Origin of the sequence: Exiguobacterium sp. s160, assembly GCF_018617575.1 — a bacterium.
Taxonomy (GTDB): Bacteria; Bacillota; Bacilli; order Exiguobacteriales; family Exiguobacteriaceae; genus Exiguobacterium; species Exiguobacterium aestuarii_A.
Genome location: NZ_JACSKK010000011.1, coordinates 26,415 through 43,850 on the forward strand (window position 1 = coordinate 26,415; position 17,436 = coordinate 43,850).

The window sequence follows — 17,436 nt, forward strand, 5'->3', positions numbered from 1 at the left end:
ACAAGTCGTGAACATTTTTGTTCACGACTTTTTTTGTTTTAAAAAATTTATAAAAAATAACTAAATATAGTTGATTTTTTTCGAGGAAGAGAGCAAAATAGGGAACATGAAAAAATAGTTATGTTTTATAAGTGAAGGTGGAGAGAAAAAATGAATGGATGGAAACTATGGACGGCGGAGTGGCGGAGTATCTTTAAGAACCCACGTGTGTTGGTTCCGATTCTCGCAGTCGCACTCGTACCGTTAATGTATGCCGGTATGTTTTTGTGGGCTTTCTGGGATCCGTATGGACAGATGAAAGATTTACCGGTCGCCATCGTCAACGAAGACAAAGGGGCATCATTTAAAGGGGAGTCACTTGAAATCGGGAACGATCTGATTGATAAGTTGTTAGATTCGGAAGCCTTTGAGTTTGTCGAGACGACAAAGAAGGAAGCAGAATCTGGATTGAAAGACCATGATTATTACATGGCAATCGAGATTCCAGAAGACTTTTCGGAGAAGGCGACGACCGCTCTAGATGAAAATCCAGAGCAACTTGAATTGAAGTACATTGCGAATGAATCGTATAACTTCTTAGCCGCACAAATCGGTGGCTCCGCAATGGAGCAAGTGAAAGCAGAGCTTTCGACCGAGGTATCGAAACAGTACGTCAGTGCATTGAAAGATGGATTAAATGACGTGGCGGACGGACTTGGTGAAGCCGCGGATGGTGCGACAAAACTTGCCGACGGTTCTACGTCAGCGAAAGATGGTGCCGTCAAATTGGCGGATGGAACAGAACTTCTCGCCACAAAACAACGCGAACTTGCAGATGGTGCAAGTGAGTTAAATGACGGAATCGCTCAGTTGTCCGACGGTTCATCTGAACTCGCGGACGGGACGAAACTACTCGCCTCGAAACAGCGTGAACTCGCTAACGGTGCAAGCCAGTTAAACGATGGTGTGACTCAGTTGGCAGAAGGTTCATCGGTACTCGCGGATGGAAGTCAGCAAGTGTACGACGGGTCAACTGCTTTGTCAGACGGGGTACACCGCGTGAATGATGGCGCATCCGCCTTACAAGACGGAACGAGCCAGCTCGTCGAAGGAACAGGGGCATTCGCGTCCAAATTAGATGAGCTTCACACGGGTGCGAAAACGTTGAATCAAGGCGTTCAAGACCTTGCTGCTGGCATCGAGCGTTCAAAAGAAGGGGCATCTGCACTGAATGACGGCGCAAACCAACTAGCAGGTGCATTGACGAAAGCGAAAGAAGGGAACACTGCTCTCATCGCGGGTCAAACCGAAGTGGTCAATGGAATCGGACAAATGAAATCTGAATTGACGGCGAAACAGGATGAGTTGATTGGACAATTAACGGCACTTGCTGAGTCCGGTCAATCTGCGTCACCTGAAATGCTTCAAGCCATCGCAGCACAACTCAGTGAAGGAAAACAAGCGACATCGGCTGGGTTTGATCAATTAGCTGCAGGGGCGACGCAAGTGAAAGAGGGACAAACCTCATTGGCGGCAGGTCTTGCGCAAGCGGAAACAGGTGCAGGACAACTTTCGTCAGGACTTTCTGAATTGAACACGGGTCAAACGAAGTTAGCGGAAGGTGCTCAGGCGTTAGCAAGTGGTTCGAGTCAAATCGAGCAAGGGACACAAACTGCAGCTGACCGTTCACAAGAACTCGTGTCAGCGAGTTCAAAACTCAATCAAGGTGCAACACAACTTCAAGACGGGACAACTGAACTTACGGCAGGCAGTGACAAACTCGTAGCCGCGACTGAACAGTTGTCTGAAGGTAGCGTGAAGCTTGCCGATGGTGCGAAAAGCGCAAGTTCGGGAACGAGTGAGTTGGCGAGTGGTGCTACTCAATTAGCGGACGGTGGACAAAAACTTCAAGAAGGTAGTCGTGAACTTGCTGATGGCGCGAAGGCTGCCGGGGCAGGAACAAGCAAGTTGACGGACGGCGCGAATCAGCTCGCGGACGGCGGACGAGAACTTTCAGATGGTAGCGGAGAACTCGCAGATGGAATGACAGATCTCGCATCAGGTAGCGATGAACTTCGTGACGCTCTAGTCAAAGGTGCAAAAGATGCAGACATCGGCTTGAACGATGAAAATGTCGAGATGATGGCAGGACCAGTGTCACTCGTTGATAACTCGATTCACGAGGTACCGAACTATGGTACAGGGTTCGCTCCATACTTCATGTCACTCGGACTCTTTGTCGGGGCACTTCTCTTATCGATCGTCTATCCATTGTACGATCCAGCTGGATGTCCGAAACGTAGTCTATCATGGGTATTGTCGAAGTCTGGTGTTCTCATGGTTGTCGGATTCCTTCAAGCGCTCATTTTAGACGTGGCGATGGTGCAGCTGTTAGGACTTGAAGTAAGCGAACCATTGAAGTTCTTTGGATTCAGTTGGTTGACGAGCATCACATTCCTCTTTATTGTGCAGTTACTCGTCACCACACTCGGGAACCCAGGACGTTTTGTAGCAATCGTCTTATTGATCTTGCAATTGACGACTTCTGCTGGAACGTTCCCGCTCGAGTTGATTCCACGAGCGTTGCAACCGTTCAATGCGCTCCTTCCAATGACGTATACGGTTGCCGGATATAAAGAAATCTTGTCAGCTGACGGTGCACAGTATTTGCAGACGGCGACAACGTATTTAGTATTTGTGGCTGCTGGATGTTTTGCATTACTGTGGGCATACTTCCGAATCGCATGGAAGAAAAAATATCGTCAAGTTTTATCAGAAGCATGATGTAAAAACGTAATGAAATCGTGTATAGTGATGAAGATGACACTATGCACGATTTTTTTTATTAAAAAAATTTCAAAAAAGAATTGACACTCGAATGGTGACTGGTTATTATAGAAAATGTGCTTAGGACACAACAATAACATGGCGGTGTAGCTCAGCTGGCTAGAGCGTACGGTTCATACCCGTGAGGTCGTGGGTTCGACTCCCTCCGCCGCTACCATTTTATTTAGGCCCGTTGGTCAAGTGGTTAAGACACCGCCCTTTCACGGCGGTAACACGGGTTCGAATCCCGTACGGGTCACTTAGCCTAAGCGAAAAGAAGCCATCTCAATCGAGATGGCTTCTTTTGTTATACCAAGGAGGGAATTCATGAAAAAAGTGCTCGTCGCAGTGTCTGGTGGGGTGGATTCCATTGTCCTATTGGATCGTCTCGTCAAAGAGGGCTGGAATGTGGCGGTGGCGCATGTCCATCATGGCGTACGAGAAGCTTCAGACGAAGAGTATATGTTCGTTGCCCATGTCGCGGCAACCTACCATATTCCGTTTCATGGAACGCATCTCTGCTTTCAAGATGGAGGATCACAAGCCCGCTATCGTGAAGCCCGCTATCGATTTTTTGAAGACGTCATGAACAAATATGGATATGACACATTGGCCACGGCGCATCATGCGGATGACGAGTTAGAAACAGTGCTCATTCAGCTACATCGAAACGTGGTCGAAGTAAAAGGGATTCCCGAAAGCCGGCAATTTGGTAACGGGAGGCTCATCCGTCCGTTGTTATATGAGTCGAAAGCTCAACTGATCGAGTATGCACGACAGAATGAATTAGAGTGGCGCGAAGACGCAACGAACCAAGAACGTACTTACTTAAGGAATCAAATTCGCTACGAGATCGTGCCACGACTGAAACAGATGCGGCCATCGATTGTGAGAGAAGTCAGCGAAGCGGCAAAAGTGGCCCGTGCTGATTGGGATAGCAGGTATCGATCGTGCGAACAATGGGTGGAGGCATATGTCGAACTTGAAATGAAAGCGTTTCATGTGAAACTCGAGAATTTCGAGCGCTTATCATTCCTTGAACGGTATACGGTCGGTCGATTGCTGTCCTCTCGTTACGAGGTGAATGTGAACGAGGCGGTGGAGAAGCTACTCCAGAGTCAAAAGGATACAGGAACCTATCATCTGACAGGCGAGTGGTTCATGACGAAGCAGAATAGGGTACTGAATCTTGTACAGCGTTCTGCGCCAGATTCACTTCATCCCATTCAAATTGATTCGTTGCCGACCGTTGTTGAATTCGGAGACCGAACCATCTCTTTATCCGTCGAGGAGGGGAGAGAGGGCATTCCGTTACATGAGATCACTTATCCGCTTACGATTCGGACAAGTGCACCAGGTGACCGAATGCGATTGGCCGTGGGGACAAAGAAAGTGTCCCGTATCCTGATAGATGAAAAGATTGAACGGATGGTTCGCCCGACGCTACCCCTGCTTGAGGACGCCTCAGGACGAATTCTCGCGATTGTCGGGGTACGAGTTTCAGAATTTCTAGACAAGTCGGATGCGATTTGCCTACGATTAATGGTAAAATGATGATTGTGTCGAAACAGAAAGAGGAGGATTTCAAGATGTCATTAATGAACGATATGGAGAAAATTTTAATCTCACGTGAAGAGATTCAAGAAAAGGTGAAAGAGCTCGCTGGAACGCTTAGCGAAGACTATAAAGAAGAGTTTCCGCTTCTCGTGTGTGTATTGAAAGGCGCGATGCCATTTATGTCTGACCTCGTCAAAGAAATGGATATCCATTTAGAAATGGATTTCATGGACGTGTCGACGTATCACGGAGGTACTTCTTCAACAGGTGAAGTGAAAATCGAGAAAGATTTAAATACATCTGTAGAAGGACGCGACATCTTGATTGTAGAAGATATTATTGATAGTGGATTGACGCTTGGCTATCTCGTCGATCTTCTTAAATACCGTAAAGCGAAGTCTGTGAAGATTGTCACGCTTCTCGACAAACCGACAGGACGCAAAAATGGTTTATCAGCAGACTATAGCGGTTTCGTGATTCCACACGAATTCGTTGTCGGTTACGGTCTCGATTATGAAGAGAAATATCGTAACCTTCCTTACGTCGGTGTGCTCAAACCGAGCGTTTACGGGGGCTAACGTTTTTCTTTTGAAAATGTGACGTGGTAAGATAAAAGAAATCCCCAAAGTATAGGCATATACTGAATGGGCGAGAACATCGTTTCTCGGAATAGGAGGCAGAGAATGAATCGTGCAGTGAAAAACACATTGGTTTTTGGTGTGATTTTCCTAGCCTTGATCTTGTTCCTTCAATATTTGCAGAATCCGAATAGTCAGAGTGAAACGCTCTCGTATTCGAAATTCCTAGAATATGTGGAAGATGATCGGATTGAGACGGCAACCGTACAAGAAATCCCGGGGGCTATCTCGATTACAGGCGACCTTACAGGAGATGACGACCAGCGTTACGAAACAAACATTCCAGCGAACGAAGCTGAATATGCAGATGTATTAACGCAGCTTCGAGCGAATACGGATATTCAAATCGAGGAGGCTGAATCGAACAGTAGCTGGTTCAGCATCGTCTTCGCGATTTTACCGTTCATTATCATCTTCATCTTGTTCTTCTTCTTGTTGAACCAGGCGCAAGGTGGTGGCGGTGGTGGTCGTGTGATGAACTTCGGGAAATCGAAGGCGAAACTATACGACCAAGAAAAACGTCGCGTCACATTCAAAGACGTGGCCGGAGCAGACGAAGAGAAACAAGAACTCATCGAAGTTGTTGAATTCTTGAAAGACCCTCGTAAGTTCTCGAAACTCGGTGCGCGTATTCCGAAAGGGGTCTTACTCGTTGGTCCTCCAGGGACAGGTAAAACACTTTTGGCCCGTGCAGTAGCCGGAGAAGCCGGAGTACCATTCTTCTCGATCTCAGGTTCTGATTTCGTTGAGATGTTCGTCGGGGTCGGTGCGTCACGTGTCCGTGACTTGTTCGAAAACGCGAAAAAGAATGCTCCATGTATCATCTTCATCGATGAAATCGATGCGGTCGGACGCCAACGTGGTGCCGGTCTCGGCGGTGGTCACGATGAGCGTGAACAAACATTGAACCAATTGCTCGTTGAAATGGATGGATTCAGTGACAATGAAGGGATTATCATGGTCGCGGCGACAAACCGTCCGGATATCCTTGACCCAGCCCTCCTTCGTCCAGGTCGTTTTGACCGTCAAATCACGGTCGATCGTCCAGATGTAAAAGGGCGCGAAGAAGTGTTGAAAGTCCATGCACGCAACAAGCCACTTGACTCAACTGTAGACTTGAAGTCAATCGCACAACGTACACCTGGTTTCTCTGGGGCTGACTTGGAAAACCTCTTGAACGAAGCAGCACTCGTTGCGGCACGTTCAAACCGTACGGCAGTATCGGTTGTCGATGTCGAAGAAGCAATTGACCGTGTCATTGCAGGACCTTCGAAGAAGAGCCGAATCATTTCTGAAAAAGAACGTAACATTGTCGCTTATCACGAAGCGGGTCACACAATCATCGGTCTCGAGCTTGAGAATGCGGATGAAGTACACAAAGTGACGATTGTTCCACGCGGTAACGCTGGAGGATACGTCGTCATGCTTCCAAAAGAAGATCGTTACTTCATGACAAAACCTGAACTCGAAGATAAGATTGTCGGACTTCTTGGTGGACGCGTCGCCGAAGATGTCATCTTTGGTGAAGTGTCAACAGGAGCGAGCAACGACTTCCAACGTGCAACAGGGATTGCGCGGAAGATGGTCATGGATTACGGGATGAGCGATAAGCTCGGGCCGCTCCAGCTCGGTTCAAACCATGGCGGACAAGTCTTCCTTGGCCGTGACTTCCAGACAGAGCAGAACTACTCTGATGCGATCGCTCAAGAGATCGATTTAGAGATTCGCGACATCATCAACCGCTGTTACGCGAAAGCGAAACAGATTTTGACAGAACGTCGCGAAGACCTCGAACTCGTTGCGAAGACATTGCTTGATGTAGAAACGCTCGACTCGAAACAGATTCGTCACTTGATCAAGACACGCGAATATCTCCCGCATGAGCCGGAAGAAGACGTGGATGCATCAACGGACTCGGACGACGCAGCGAAGAAAGATGATGCGGCCGTGCAACACGGACAAATCGTCGATCAACCTGAAGTTGTTCAAGACAGCCAACTGGATGTCGTACCTGAAGGCGATAAGCCAGAGGCGACTCCTACGGAACGTCCGAACAACGAATCACGTTAATGAATGAGACGAATGCCCTTGACGAGGCATTCGTCTTTTTTCGTGTTATAATTCGAGCGAACTGCAATTGACAACAAAGTGAGGAACTATATCATGATTTTAGTGATTGATGTTGGAAATACAAATATTGTTCTAGGGATGTACGATGGAGACAATCTCGTACACCATTGGCGAATTTCAACGGACCGGACGAAAACGACGGATGAGTATGGCATGCTAGTGAAATCGCTCTTTGACCATTCGGACGTCTCGTTCGATCAAGTCGACGGTGTCATTTTGTCCTCTGTCGTACCTCCTGTTATTTTCCCACTTGAACAAATGTCACAACGATACTTCAATGTACGTCCAATCGTTGTGGGCCCAGGTGTGAAGACGGGATTAGACATTCACGTCGAGAATCCCCGCGAAGTCGGGGCCGACCGAATTGTCAACGCGGTGGCAGGAATCGCCAAGTATGACGGTCCGCTCATAATTGTTGATTTTGGAACGGCAACCACGTATTGTTACATCGATGAGAAACGTCGCTACCATGGCGGCATCATCTCACCAGGTATCATGATTTCAGTGGAAGCACTTTATCAACGTGCTGCGAAATTACCACGGATTGAACTGGCAACCCCACCAACGGTTATCGGGAAAAATACGATTCAAGCGATGCAATCGGGGACGTATTATGGCTATGTCGCCCAAGTGGATGGCATCGTGAATCGGATGAAACGTGAAGTTGGTGAAGCGACCGTCATTGCGACTGGAGGATTGGCACGATTGATCAGTGAACATGCAGAAACGATTGACCATGTGGATTCGTTCCTGACACTCGAAGGCCTCCGCCTCATTTACGAGCGCAATCAAAAGTAAACTAAAGGAGTTAACTCATATGATTCATTCAGAACAACAAGTATTACTCGATCAAATGAAAGATGATTATCTCGTTCGGGCCCTCGGCTTTAATGGAGAGGTGCGTGCATTTGCAGCCCGTACGACAAAAACAGTATACGAAACACAACTTCGTCATCAGACGACACCGGTTGCCTCAGCGGCCCTCGGACGGACGATGACAATAGGTTCGATGATCGGAGCCATGCAAAAAGGTGCGGCACGCGTCACACTTAAAGTGGAAGGTGATGGTCCAATCGGGAAAATCATCGTAGACGCAGATACAGCAGGAGATGTCCGTGGATACGTATCTTACCCTCGTGTCGATGGTGGGACGTTCGTCAACGAGCAAGGATTGACGAAGTTGAAAGTCGGCGAAGCGGTCGGAAAAGGAACGGTCTCGGTCATTAAAGACTTAGGCTTGAAAGATTATGTCGGTGGTTCTTCAGAGATTCAAACAGGTGAAATCAGTGAAGACTTCACATATTACTTCGCGACATCTGAACAAGTACCATCAGTCGTCGGAGCAGGTGTTCTCGTCTTACCAGAAGATGAATCGATTCTTGCTGCAGGTGGTGTCATCGTTCAGTTGCTGCCGAACGCTTCTGAAGAGACGGTACAAGCGCTTGAAAAAGCACTTCAGACGTTCCCGCCGGTATCTGTTTTAATCGGTGAAGAAAAAACACCGGAAGAAATGCTGCAATTACTTCTCGGCGATAGCCTTGATGTCCTCGATACGAACCCAATTCAGTTCAATTGCACATGCAGTCGTGAACGAATGGAAAGCGCCATTATCGGTCTTGGAAAAGAAGAGATTCGCCAAATGATCGAAGAAGACGGCGGAGCCGAAGCAGTTTGCCATTTCTGTGGTGAAAAGTATCATTTCTCGGCTGAACAGTTGGAAACGATGAAAGAACAGGCACAATCGTAAGCAACGTTCCAAATTGCATATTTTCAATTCGATAGGGTATGATAACAATATCGGAATAGTCGGAATTATGAAGGAGGAAATGTAATGCGAATCGTAAACTCAGTGACAGACTTGATTGGTAAGACTCCGATTGTGAAATTGAACGGAATGACTGGACCAGAAGATGCCGATGTGTATCTCAAGCTTGAATATATGAACCCAGGGTCAAGTGTCAAAGACCGGATTGCTCTCGCCATGATCGAAGCGGCGGAAAAAGACGGAACCTTGAAGCCTGGTGATACCATCATCGAGCCGACGAGCGGGAACACGGGAATCGGTTTGGCGATGGTCAGTGCCGCGAAAGGATATAAAGCCATTCTCGTCATGCCTGAGACGATGAGCATGGAGCGTCGTAACCTTCTTCGTGGATACGGAGCCGAGTTGATCTTGACGCCAGGGCCAGAAGGAATGGGTGGAGCGATTCGTCGTGCTACTGAAGAAGCTGAGAAAAACGGCTACTTCCTTCCGCAACAATTCAACAACGCAGCGAACCCGAACGTGCATGAAATGACGACGGGACCTGAAATTGTCGAGGCGTTCGAAGAGTCAGGACTTTCGGTGGATGCTCTCATCGCGGGAGTCGGTACAGGTGGTACGATCACCGGTGCAGGAAAAGTCGTGAAAACGAAATATCCAGACGTGAAAATTTTGGCGGTTGAACCGGTTGATTCCCCAGTCTTGTCGGGTGGGAAGCCAGGACCTCATAAGATTCAAGGAATCGGTGCTGGCTTTGTCCCATCCATTCTGGATACTGAGATTTATGAGGGTGTCCTTCAAATCACGACAGACCAGGCGTTTGAATACGCGCGCCAAGCGGCACGCACGAACGGTGTCCTCGGTGGGATTTCTTCAGGGGCTGCCATTGCAGCGGCACTTGATACGGCGAAACGTCTCGGTAAAGGGAAAAACGTATTGGCGATTATCCCGTCAAACGGAGAACGTTACTTGAGCACACCGCTTTATCAATTTGATGAAGAATCAAATGAGAGTCGCGTATAACATTTCAGGCAGTAATCGAGAGACATTCTCTTTCGGTTGCTGCCTTTTCTTGTGTACAATAAAAGGCATGAATGAATAGACGGAGGAATGACAAGTGAGATCGACAGCGTTCAGAACGAAGCGGATGACGAAAGAAAAGATGTATGAGGCATACATGACGTTGACAGCAGACCAGCCGTACCACGCATGGCTAGAAAGTGGAAGGGCAGGACGGTATACGATTGCGGGAATCGAACCGTTCGGTCGCTTCCATGTAAAAGACGGTGTCGGTCTCTTACAAATAGGGGAAACGACTGAAACGATGTATGGGAAACCGCTCGAGATGGTTAGTGAAGTGCGGAAACGATTTGAAGCTGAGCGTCCGGAAGGGGCACCTCCCTTCTTCGGTGGCATGATTGGTTATGTCAGCTATGACGTTTCTCGAACGATTGAGCGACTCCCTAGCCAGGCAGAAGATGATTTAGCGACGCCGGACGTCTCGTTTCTGTTGTTTGATGAAGTGGCTGTGTTCGACGAAGAGAGTTCGACTCTCTATTTGATGGTCACAGCAGAAGGCAATGCCGAACGTAAAGCGGATCGCTTAGCGGCCATGTGGAACGTCGAATCACACTACGCATTCAAACCGACTGAACAATTGCCTGTCGAGCGTTCGCGCTCCATGTCTCAGGACGAATTTGTGGAGGCGGTCAAACGAATTCAGTCTTATATCGTGGAAGGCGACGTGTTCCAAGTGAATTTGAGTGTTCGTCAATCCGAACCGTTACGCGCCGACCCACGTCGTGTTTACGATACGCTTCGTCAAATGAATCCATCTCCGTACATGGGATACTTTGTGGATGACGCACTGACAATGGTCTCCGCTTCACCGGAACTATTGCTTGAAAAACACGGGTCTGACATTTCGACGCGACCGATCGCGGGTACGCGTCCACGTGGAAAAGACGATGTTGAGGACTTGGAATTGGCGAACACGCTACTTGAAAATGAGAAGGAGCGAGCGGAACACGTCATGCTCGTCGACTTGGAACGGAACGACCTCGGGAAAGTCGCAACATACGGTAGTGTTCATGTGGACGAATTGATGGTGATTGAAAAGTATTCACATGTTCAGCATATCGTCTCGAACGTACGGGGTACGATTCGTGATGAAGTATCAGGAGCGGAGGCGCTAGCAGCGATGTTCCCTGGTGGTACGATTACCGGTGCACCGAAAATTCGGACGATGGAAATTATCGAAGAACTTGAACCAGTTCGCCGGGGATTATACACCGGGTCATATGGATGGTTAAGTTGGGACGATGATCTCGTCTTCAACATCACCATTCGAACGATGGTCGTGAAAGATGGGATTGCATACGTTCAAGCGGGAGCGGGCATCGTCATCGATTCGGATCCGGTCTCAGAATATGAAGAATCTTTGTCCAAAGCGAAGGCGCTATGGGCGGCGAAGCAAATGACGGAGGAGACAACATGATTGTACTAATCGACAACTATGACTCATTCACATACAACTTAGTGCAGTATTTTGGAGAACTCGGTGAAGAACTGGTCGTTTATCGAAACGATGAAGTGACGATTCAAGACATTGAGAAACTTGCTCCGAGCTACCTGGTCATTTCCCCTGGACCTTGTACACCGAACGAAGCCGGGATTAGTGTCGAAGCGATTCAAGCGTTCGCAGGGCGTATTCCAATTTTAGGTGTTTGTCTCGGTCATCAAGCGATTGCGCAAGCGTTCGGAGGAGACGTCGTTCATGCGGAGCGGCTGATGCATGGGAAAACGTCGAAGATTCAACATGACGGGAAGTCGATTTTCAAAGATATTCCTCAACAGACGGTCGTGACCCGTTATCACTCGTTATCTGTGGAGCGTTCTACCTTACCGGAATGTTTGATGGTCACAGCAGAAACAGAAACGAAAGAAATCATGGCACTCCGGCATCGGACACTTCCGATTGAAGGGGTTCAGTATCACCCTGAAGCGATTTTGACCGAGCATGGAAAAGAGATGATTCGAAACTTTATCGAGGAGTACCGCCATGTGGTATTGGCATAACGGGGACCTTGTTGAGCGAGAGGATGCATGGATTCCTGTCGAGGACCATGGATTCTTATATGGGATGGGTCTATTCGAGACGTTTCGAACGTATGATTTCATTCCGTTCTTGTTCGATGCGCATTGGGAACGATTGATGAAGAGTCTAGATGAGCTGTGGATTGATTTTCCGTACACAAAGGAAGAAATCGAGACGGCGATTCAGCAATTGTGTCGTCAAAATGAAGCTCCTGACTTGTATATCCGATTGAATGTATCGGCAGGAGTCGCACCGCTCGGTCTGTATGCCGGACGATATGAAAAACCGAACGTCACGTTGATTGCCAAACCGCTCTCCTCAGAAGTTGTGCCACAGGAGAAGCGAGTCGAACCGATCCCTTTCCCAAGAAGTCGTCCTGAAGCGGCTTTTCGATTAAAGTCGCATCATTACATGAACAATATCCTCGGAAAACGCACCTTGCAAGACCAGGATGCTGAAGGATTGTTTGCGGACGAACAGGGCTATGTGGTGGAAGGACTCGTGTCGAACATCTTTTGGGTCGGGTCTGATGATGTGTTGTATACGACACCACTTTCGAGCGGAGCACTCGCGGGCGTGACGCGACAGTGGGTGATCGATTGCTTTCCTGTAGTGGAGCAATCGGTGACATTTGATGAATTAACCGCAGCGAAAGAGATTTGGATGACGAACTCGATTCAGCAAGTCGCTCCGGTGACGCATTATAGAAATCTGAGATACCCCGGGAAAGACGGAGAACGATTTAACGAAGTGTGGGCGGAGCTCGTTCGTTCACTTGGATAGGAGGCTGAAACATGACAAAGATCATGGGTATTTTAAACGTGACCCCGGACTCATTTTCAGACGGAGGACGGTATACAGCGGTCGAAGAAGCCGTACGTCATGCAAAGGAACTCGTACGAGAAGGTGCGGATGCGATTGATGTCGGTGGTGAATCGACGCGACCTGGAGCGACGCTTGTTTCTGCAGAAGAAGAAATTGAACGTGTCGTCCCGATCATCGAACGATTGGTACAAGAAATAGATGTGCCGATCTCGATTGATACGTATAAACCTGCTGTTGCGAGAGCGGCATTAGAAGCGGGTGCGACAATCATCAATGACGTGTGGGGCTCGAAGTGGGGAGATCAGTCGATGGCGCGTGTCGCCTTTGAATATGGCGTCCCCATCATTTTGATGCATAACCGAGAGAATCGAGACTATCATCATTTTATTGAGGATGTGGTGAGAGATTTGCAGGAATCGATTGAGATTGCTCATGCAGCGGGTGTGAAAGATGAGCATATTTGGCTAGACCCAGGAATCGGTTTCGCAAAAGACGTGGCGCAAAATCTAGAGCTCATGAATCACCTCGATGTGATCACGCGTCTTGGCTATCCGGTGTTACTGGGTACGTCCCGTAAATCGTTTATCGGCCAAACGCTCGATTTACCAACCGAAGAACGCGTGGAAGGAACGATTGCGACGACGTGTTTAGGCATCATGAAAGGGTGCGATTGGGTACGCGTCCATGACGTGAAAGAGAATATGCGTGCAGCGAAGATGATGGATGCGATGATGAGGGGGAACGGACATGGATAAGATTTTTGTGAACGGTATGCGCTTCTATGGATACCATGGTGTATTTGAAGAGGAGAACCGTCTCGGTCAACGGTTTCACGTGGATTTAATGTGTGAATTGGACCTTGCACCTGCTGGGAAGTCAGATGATTTACAGGATGGAGTCAGCTACGCGGGATTATATCAAGTCACAGAAGACATTGTAACGGGGGAACCGGTCAATTTACTCGAAACACTCGGAGAACGCATCACGACGGCCATTTTGGCACATCATGATTTGATTCAAAGCGTGACAGTAAAAGTAATCAAGCCGGACCCACCAATCCCAGGACATTACGACTCGGTGGCGATCGAGATGACAAGGAGACGCACGTCATGATTTTTATCGCATTAGGAGCAAACATCGGGGAGCGGGCCGCACAATTGTCTGACGCGATTGATGAAATGGGAAAAATGGGTGTTACGGTCACGAAACAATCATCGGTTTATGAGACAGCCCCTGTCGGTTATACCAATCAACCATCATTTTATAATATGGTGGTCGAAGTGGAGACGCATCAATCTGTAACGGACTTATTAGACACCCTTCAACAAATTGAACGGCAGTTAGGTCGAGAGCGTCTCTTTAAGAACGGTCCGCGCACCATCGACCTTGACATCCTCTATTATAATGGGGAAGATATACAATCAGAACACTTGACGGTACCACATCCGCGGATGCAGGAACGTGCGTTTGTGCTCGCTCCGTTAGCTGAGATTGCGCCAGAACTCATCGTCCGCGGACGAACGGTCGCATCATGGCTAGCAGATTTACCGATGGCAGACCGCCAAGATGTCGTTCGGTTACAGTTGCTAACGAATTTGGTGAAATGAAGGATGTGTTGTCTTGACAGGCTTTAAGATTGGAAATATAGATATTAAAAACCGTGCAGTCCTTGCACCGATGGCTGGCGTGACCAACCCGGCATTCCGATTGATTGCAAAAGAATTCGGGGCGGGACTCGTCTGTGCTGAAATGGTCAGTGATAAAGGGATTTTGCTGGAGAACGCGCGGACGATGCGCATGCTATATGTCGATGAACGAGAAAAACCGCTCAGCTTGCAGATTTTTGGTGGTTCTAAAGATACACTCGTCAAAGCGGCGCAGTACGTCGATCAAAATACGAATGCCGACATCATTGATATCAACATGGGTTGTCCTGTGCCGAAAGTAACGAAATGTGACGCAGGTGCAAAGTGGTTACTTGATCCAGATAAAGTGTATGAGATGGTCAATGCCGTCACGAATGTAGTCGAAAAACCGGTCACGGTGAAAATGCGCCTTGGTTGGGACGATGATCACATCTTTATTTTGGACAATGTCAAAGCGGCTCAGACAGGTGGAGCGGCAGCCATTGCCATTCATGGACGTACGCGAGCCCAACAATATGAAGGAACTGCGAACTGGGATTGGATCGGTGAAGCGAAGAAAGTCGCGACCGTACCGATTATCGGGAACGGGGACATTGCCACACCACAAGACGCGAAGCGTGTCATTGACCAATATGGTGTGGATGCCGTCATGATCGGGCGCGCTGCACTTGGAAACCCGTGGATGCTCTATCAGACGGTTCAGTACCTCGAAACAGGAGAACTTCCACCGGAACCAGCAGCTCGTGAAAAAATTGATATTTGCATGTTGCACCTCGACCGATTGAGCGCAATTAAAGGTGAGCTGACGGCCGTTCGTGAAATGCGTCAACATGCGGCTTGGTATTTGAAAGGATTAAAGGGCAGTGGTCCGATTCGCAAACAAATCAATGAAACGGAATCGCGTGAGGCTTTCGCAGCGGTCCTGTATGGATTTGTTGATCAACTCGAGCGACAACTGTCAGAAGTGTGAACTAGAGAAAAGAACTAATTTATGGTAAGCTTGTTTGGCGAAAAAGTGCACCACAACGAATGAACGGCTTCGGCTGTGCTGTTGGCCATCGGGTCGACAGTTTTTTGTTAGGGATAAACCCAATATGGATAGAGGAGTGAATGGAATAGTGAGCCACGAGTTAGAAATGAATGATCAAATGCAGGTTCGTTTTGAGAAGATGACCGATATGCGCGAACGCGGTCTCGACCCGTTCGGTCAACGCTTTGATCGTTCTGCACACGCAGGTGAATTACATGAGCAGTATGAATCAATTGAAAAAGAGGCTTTAGCAGAGCAGGACGTAGAAGTCACGCTAGCGGGTCGCATCATGACGAAACGCGGGAAAGGGAAAGTGTTTTTTGCCCACATTCAAGATGTGACAGGCCAGATTCAAATTTACGTTCGTAAAAACGATGTCGGGGATGAGCCGTTTGACTTGTTCAAATCATCAGACCTCGGTGATATCGTTGGTGTCAAAGGAAAGCTCTTTAAAACAAATGTAGGTGAACTCTCGATTCATGTGGAAGAGTTTGAGCTCTTGACGAAAGCACTTCGCCCGCTTCCGGACAAATATCATGGATTGAAAGATGTGGAACAGCGCTATCGCCAACGTTATCTTGATTTGATCACAAACCAAGATTCACGCCAGACATTCATTTTGCGTAGCCGCATCATTTCTGAGATTCGCAACTTCTTAAATCAAAAAGGATATTTAGAAGTGGAAACACCGATGTTACACACGATTGCGGGTGGAGCAGCGGCGCGTCCGTTCTTAACGCATCATAATGCGTTGGATATGGAACTTTATATGCGTATTGCCATCGAACTTCACTTGAAACGTCTAATCGTTGGCGGACTCGAGCGCGTTTATGAAATCGGACGTGTATTCCGTAACGAAGGAATCTCGACACGCCACAACCCTGAATTCACAATGATTGAATTGTATGAGGCGTATGCGGATTACAACGACATCATGGATTTGACGGAAGAATTGGTTGCGCACGTAGCGAAAGAAGTACTCGGTACAACAGATGTACAATATGGTGAAGATACAATTCACCTTGGCATCGGTTGGAAACGTGCACACATGGTCGACCTTGTTAAAGAAGAGACAGGTGTAGACTTTTGGCAACAAATGTCCGACGAAGAAGCACGTGCCCTTGCGAAAGAGCATGGTGTGGAAGTTCAGGACCATATGACGTTCGGTCATATCGTCAACGAGTTCTTTGAGCAAAAGGTCGAAGAGACATTGCTTCAACCAACATTCGTGACAGGACACCCAGTTGAAGTGTCGCCGTTAGCGAAGAAAAACGAAACGGATCCACGCTTCACAGATCGTTTTGAATTGTTCATCGTTCGTCGTGAACACGCGAATGCCTTCACGGAGTTGAACGATCCAATCGATCAACGTGAGCGTTTCGAAGCACAATTGCTTGAAAAAGAGGCAGGTAACGACGAGGCGCATGAACTCGATAACGATTTCCTTGAGGCGCTTGAGTACGGTATGCCACCAACAGGTGGACTTGGAATCGGGATTGACCGTCTTGTCATGTTATTGACGAACGCACCATCAATCCGCGACGTTCTTCTTTTCCCTACAATGCGTCATCAACAGTAAATAATAGTAGAGAAGCTGGTTTGTACGTAGGTGCAATCCAGTTTCTCTTTTTTTATTTTTCCGGATGAACGCTGGCAAACAAGCCGTTGAATAAAGGGTAAACTCTAACGAAAAAACTTTTTTAAAAAAACTTTATAAAAAACCCTTGCGTTAATTAAAGGTGTGCGGTAAAGTAATAAACGTTGCCGCTGATGGCAGCGGAAAGAAATAAAAAAAGTGGTTGACAACTGTGTCGATGACTTGTATTATTTTAAGAGTCGCCAAGAGCGGCAGACGAACTTTGAAAACTGAACGATGAGGCAAAAATAAGTTTTACAATTTTTGAATGAAGCGCAAGCTTCGTCAATTTAAGAGCTATATCAAATTC

Annotated in this window: 15 protein-coding genes and 2 tRNA genes; all 17 read left to right on the plus strand. The window is 47.8% G+C overall.

Going from position 1 to position 17,436, the window contains the following annotated elements:
- Nucleotides 1-150: 150 nt before the first annotated feature.
- The 17 genes from KNO86_RS13955 (at nt 151) to lysS (ending at nt 17,069) form a co-directional block, all read left to right on the plus strand.
- A complete protein-coding gene (locus tag KNO86_RS13955) occupies nt 151-2,763 on the plus strand; it encodes a YhgE/Pip domain-containing protein (RefSeq protein ID WP_214697202.1) in 2,613 nt (870 codons plus the stop codon).
- A 143-nt stretch (nt 2,764-2,906) separates the two neighbouring features.
- A tRNA-Met gene (locus tag KNO86_RS13960) sits at nt 2,907-2,983 on the plus strand.
- A 9-nt stretch (nt 2,984-2,992) separates the two neighbouring features.
- A tRNA-Glu gene (locus KNO86_RS13965) sits at nt 2,993-3,064 on the plus strand.
- Nucleotides 3,065-3,132: 68 nt separating this feature from the next.
- Nucleotides 3,133-4,359 carry a tRNA lysidine(34) synthetase TilS gene (gene tilS / locus KNO86_RS13970; RefSeq protein ID WP_214697204.1) on the plus strand — a complete coding sequence of 409 codons (1,227 nt, stop codon included), beginning with the start codon at nt 3,133-3,135 and terminating at the stop codon, nt 4,357-4,359.
- 35 nt (nt 4,360-4,394) lie between these two features.
- Nucleotides 4,395-4,940, plus strand: coding sequence for a hypoxanthine phosphoribosyltransferase (gene hpt, locus KNO86_RS13975; protein WP_012727721.1), 546 nt, complete (start codon nt 4,395-4,397; stop codon nt 4,938-4,940).
- A gap of 105 nt (nt 4,941-5,045) precedes the next feature.
- Entirely contained in the window at nt 5,046-7,070 is a 2,025-nt protein-coding gene (gene ftsH / locus KNO86_RS13980) for an ATP-dependent zinc metalloprotease FtsH (protein WP_214697206.1), read from the plus strand.
- A 93-nt stretch (nt 7,071-7,163) separates the two neighbouring features.
- Entirely contained in the window at nt 7,164-7,928 is a 765-nt protein-coding gene (locus tag KNO86_RS13985) for a type III pantothenate kinase (protein ID WP_214697208.1), read from the plus strand.
- Nucleotides 7,929-7,947: 19 nt separating this feature from the next.
- On the plus strand, nt 7,948-8,877 hold the full coding sequence (hslO, locus tag KNO86_RS13990; protein WP_274665391.1) for an Hsp33 family molecular chaperone HslO: 930 nt from the start codon (nt 7,948-7,950) through the stop codon (nt 8,875-8,877).
- Nucleotides 8,878-8,961: 84 nt separating this feature from the next.
- On the plus strand, nt 8,962-9,915 hold the full coding sequence (gene cysK, locus KNO86_RS13995) for a cysteine synthase A (protein ID WP_214697210.1): 954 nt from the start codon (nt 8,962-8,964) through the stop codon (nt 9,913-9,915).
- Nucleotides 9,916-10,009: 94 nt separating this feature from the next.
- Entirely contained in the window at nt 10,010-11,389 is a 1,380-nt protein-coding gene (locus tag KNO86_RS14000) for an anthranilate synthase component I family protein (RefSeq protein WP_353047696.1), read from the plus strand.
- Nucleotides 11,386-11,970, plus strand: a complete 585-nt coding sequence (gene pabA, locus KNO86_RS14005; RefSeq protein ID WP_214697212.1) for an aminodeoxychorismate/anthranilate synthase component II — start codon at nt 11,386-11,388, stop codon at nt 11,968-11,970. Before KNO86_RS14000 ends, pabA begins: the two co-directional genes overlap by 4 nt.
- The gene (locus KNO86_RS14010) at nt 11,954-12,772 is read left to right on the plus strand and encodes an aminotransferase class IV (protein WP_214697214.1); all 819 of its coding nucleotides are present in this window, start codon (nt 11,954-11,956) and stop codon (nt 12,770-12,772) included. Before pabA ends, KNO86_RS14010 begins: the two co-directional genes overlap by 17 nt.
- A gap of 11 nt (nt 12,773-12,783) precedes the next feature.
- Complete coding sequence (gene folP / locus KNO86_RS14015) at nt 12,784-13,569, plus strand: dihydropteroate synthase (RefSeq protein ID WP_214697216.1); 786 nt, start codon at nt 12,784-12,786, stop codon at nt 13,567-13,569.
- A complete protein-coding gene (gene folB / locus KNO86_RS14020) occupies nt 13,562-13,927 on the plus strand; it encodes a dihydroneopterin aldolase (RefSeq protein WP_074036649.1) in 366 nt (121 codons plus the stop codon). The genes folP and folB overlap by 8 nt, the downstream gene beginning before the upstream one ends.
- Nucleotides 13,924-14,421 carry a 2-amino-4-hydroxy-6-hydroxymethyldihydropteridine diphosphokinase gene (folK, locus tag KNO86_RS14025; protein ID WP_214697218.1) on the plus strand — a complete coding sequence of 166 codons (498 nt, stop codon included), beginning with the start codon at nt 13,924-13,926 and terminating at the stop codon, nt 14,419-14,421. The genes folB and folK overlap by 4 nt, the downstream gene beginning before the upstream one ends.
- A gap of 70 nt (nt 14,422-14,491) precedes the next feature.
- The gene (gene dusB, locus KNO86_RS14030) at nt 14,492-15,430 is read left to right on the plus strand and encodes a tRNA dihydrouridine synthase DusB (RefSeq protein ID WP_243834802.1); all 939 of its coding nucleotides are present in this window, start codon (nt 14,492-14,494) and stop codon (nt 15,428-15,430) included.
- A gap of 148 nt (nt 15,431-15,578) precedes the next feature.
- On the plus strand, nt 15,579-17,069 hold the full coding sequence (lysS, locus tag KNO86_RS14035) for a lysine--tRNA ligase (RefSeq protein ID WP_214697220.1): 1,491 nt from the start codon (nt 15,579-15,581) through the stop codon (nt 17,067-17,069).
- The last annotated feature ends 367 nt before the right edge of the window (nt 17,070-17,436 follow it).

Excerpts from the sequence above, each read along its gene's own strand:
- KNO86_RS13955 (WP_214697202.1), top strand. The coding sequence starts at position 151 with ATGAATGGATGGAAACTATGGACGGCGGAGTGGCGGAGTATCTTTAAG.
- tilS (WP_214697204.1), top strand. The coding sequence starts at position 3,133 with ATGAAAAAAGTGCTCGTCGCAGTGTCTGGTGGGGTGGATTCCATTGTC.
- hpt (WP_012727721.1), top strand. The coding sequence starts at position 4,395 with ATGTCATTAATGAACGATATGGAGAAAATTTTAATCTCACGTGAAGAG.
- ftsH (WP_214697206.1), top strand. The coding sequence starts at position 5,046 with ATGAATCGTGCAGTGAAAAACACATTGGTTTTTGGTGTGATTTTCCTA.
- KNO86_RS13985 (WP_214697208.1), top strand. The coding sequence starts at position 7,164 with ATGATTTTAGTGATTGATGTTGGAAATACAAATATTGTTCTAGGGATG.
- hslO (WP_274665391.1), top strand. The coding sequence starts at position 7,948 with ATGATTCATTCAGAACAACAAGTATTACTCGATCAAATGAAAGATGAT.
- cysK (WP_214697210.1), top strand. The coding sequence starts at position 8,962 with ATGCGAATCGTAAACTCAGTGACAGACTTGATTGGTAAGACTCCGATT.
- pabA (WP_214697212.1), top strand. The coding sequence starts at position 11,386 with ATGATTGTACTAATCGACAACTATGACTCATTCACATACAACTTAGTG.
- KNO86_RS14010 (WP_214697214.1), top strand. The coding sequence starts at position 11,954 with ATGTGGTATTGGCATAACGGGGACCTTGTTGAGCGAGAGGATGCATGG.
- folP (WP_214697216.1), top strand. The coding sequence starts at position 12,784 with ATGACAAAGATCATGGGTATTTTAAACGTGACCCCGGACTCATTTTCA.
- folB (WP_074036649.1), top strand. The coding sequence starts at position 13,562 with ATGGATAAGATTTTTGTGAACGGTATGCGCTTCTATGGATACCATGGT.
- folK (WP_214697218.1), top strand. The coding sequence starts at position 13,924 with ATGATTTTTATCGCATTAGGAGCAAACATCGGGGAGCGGGCCGCACAA.
- dusB (WP_243834802.1), top strand. The coding sequence starts at position 14,492 with ATGGCTGGCGTGACCAACCCGGCATTCCGATTGATTGCAAAAGAATTC.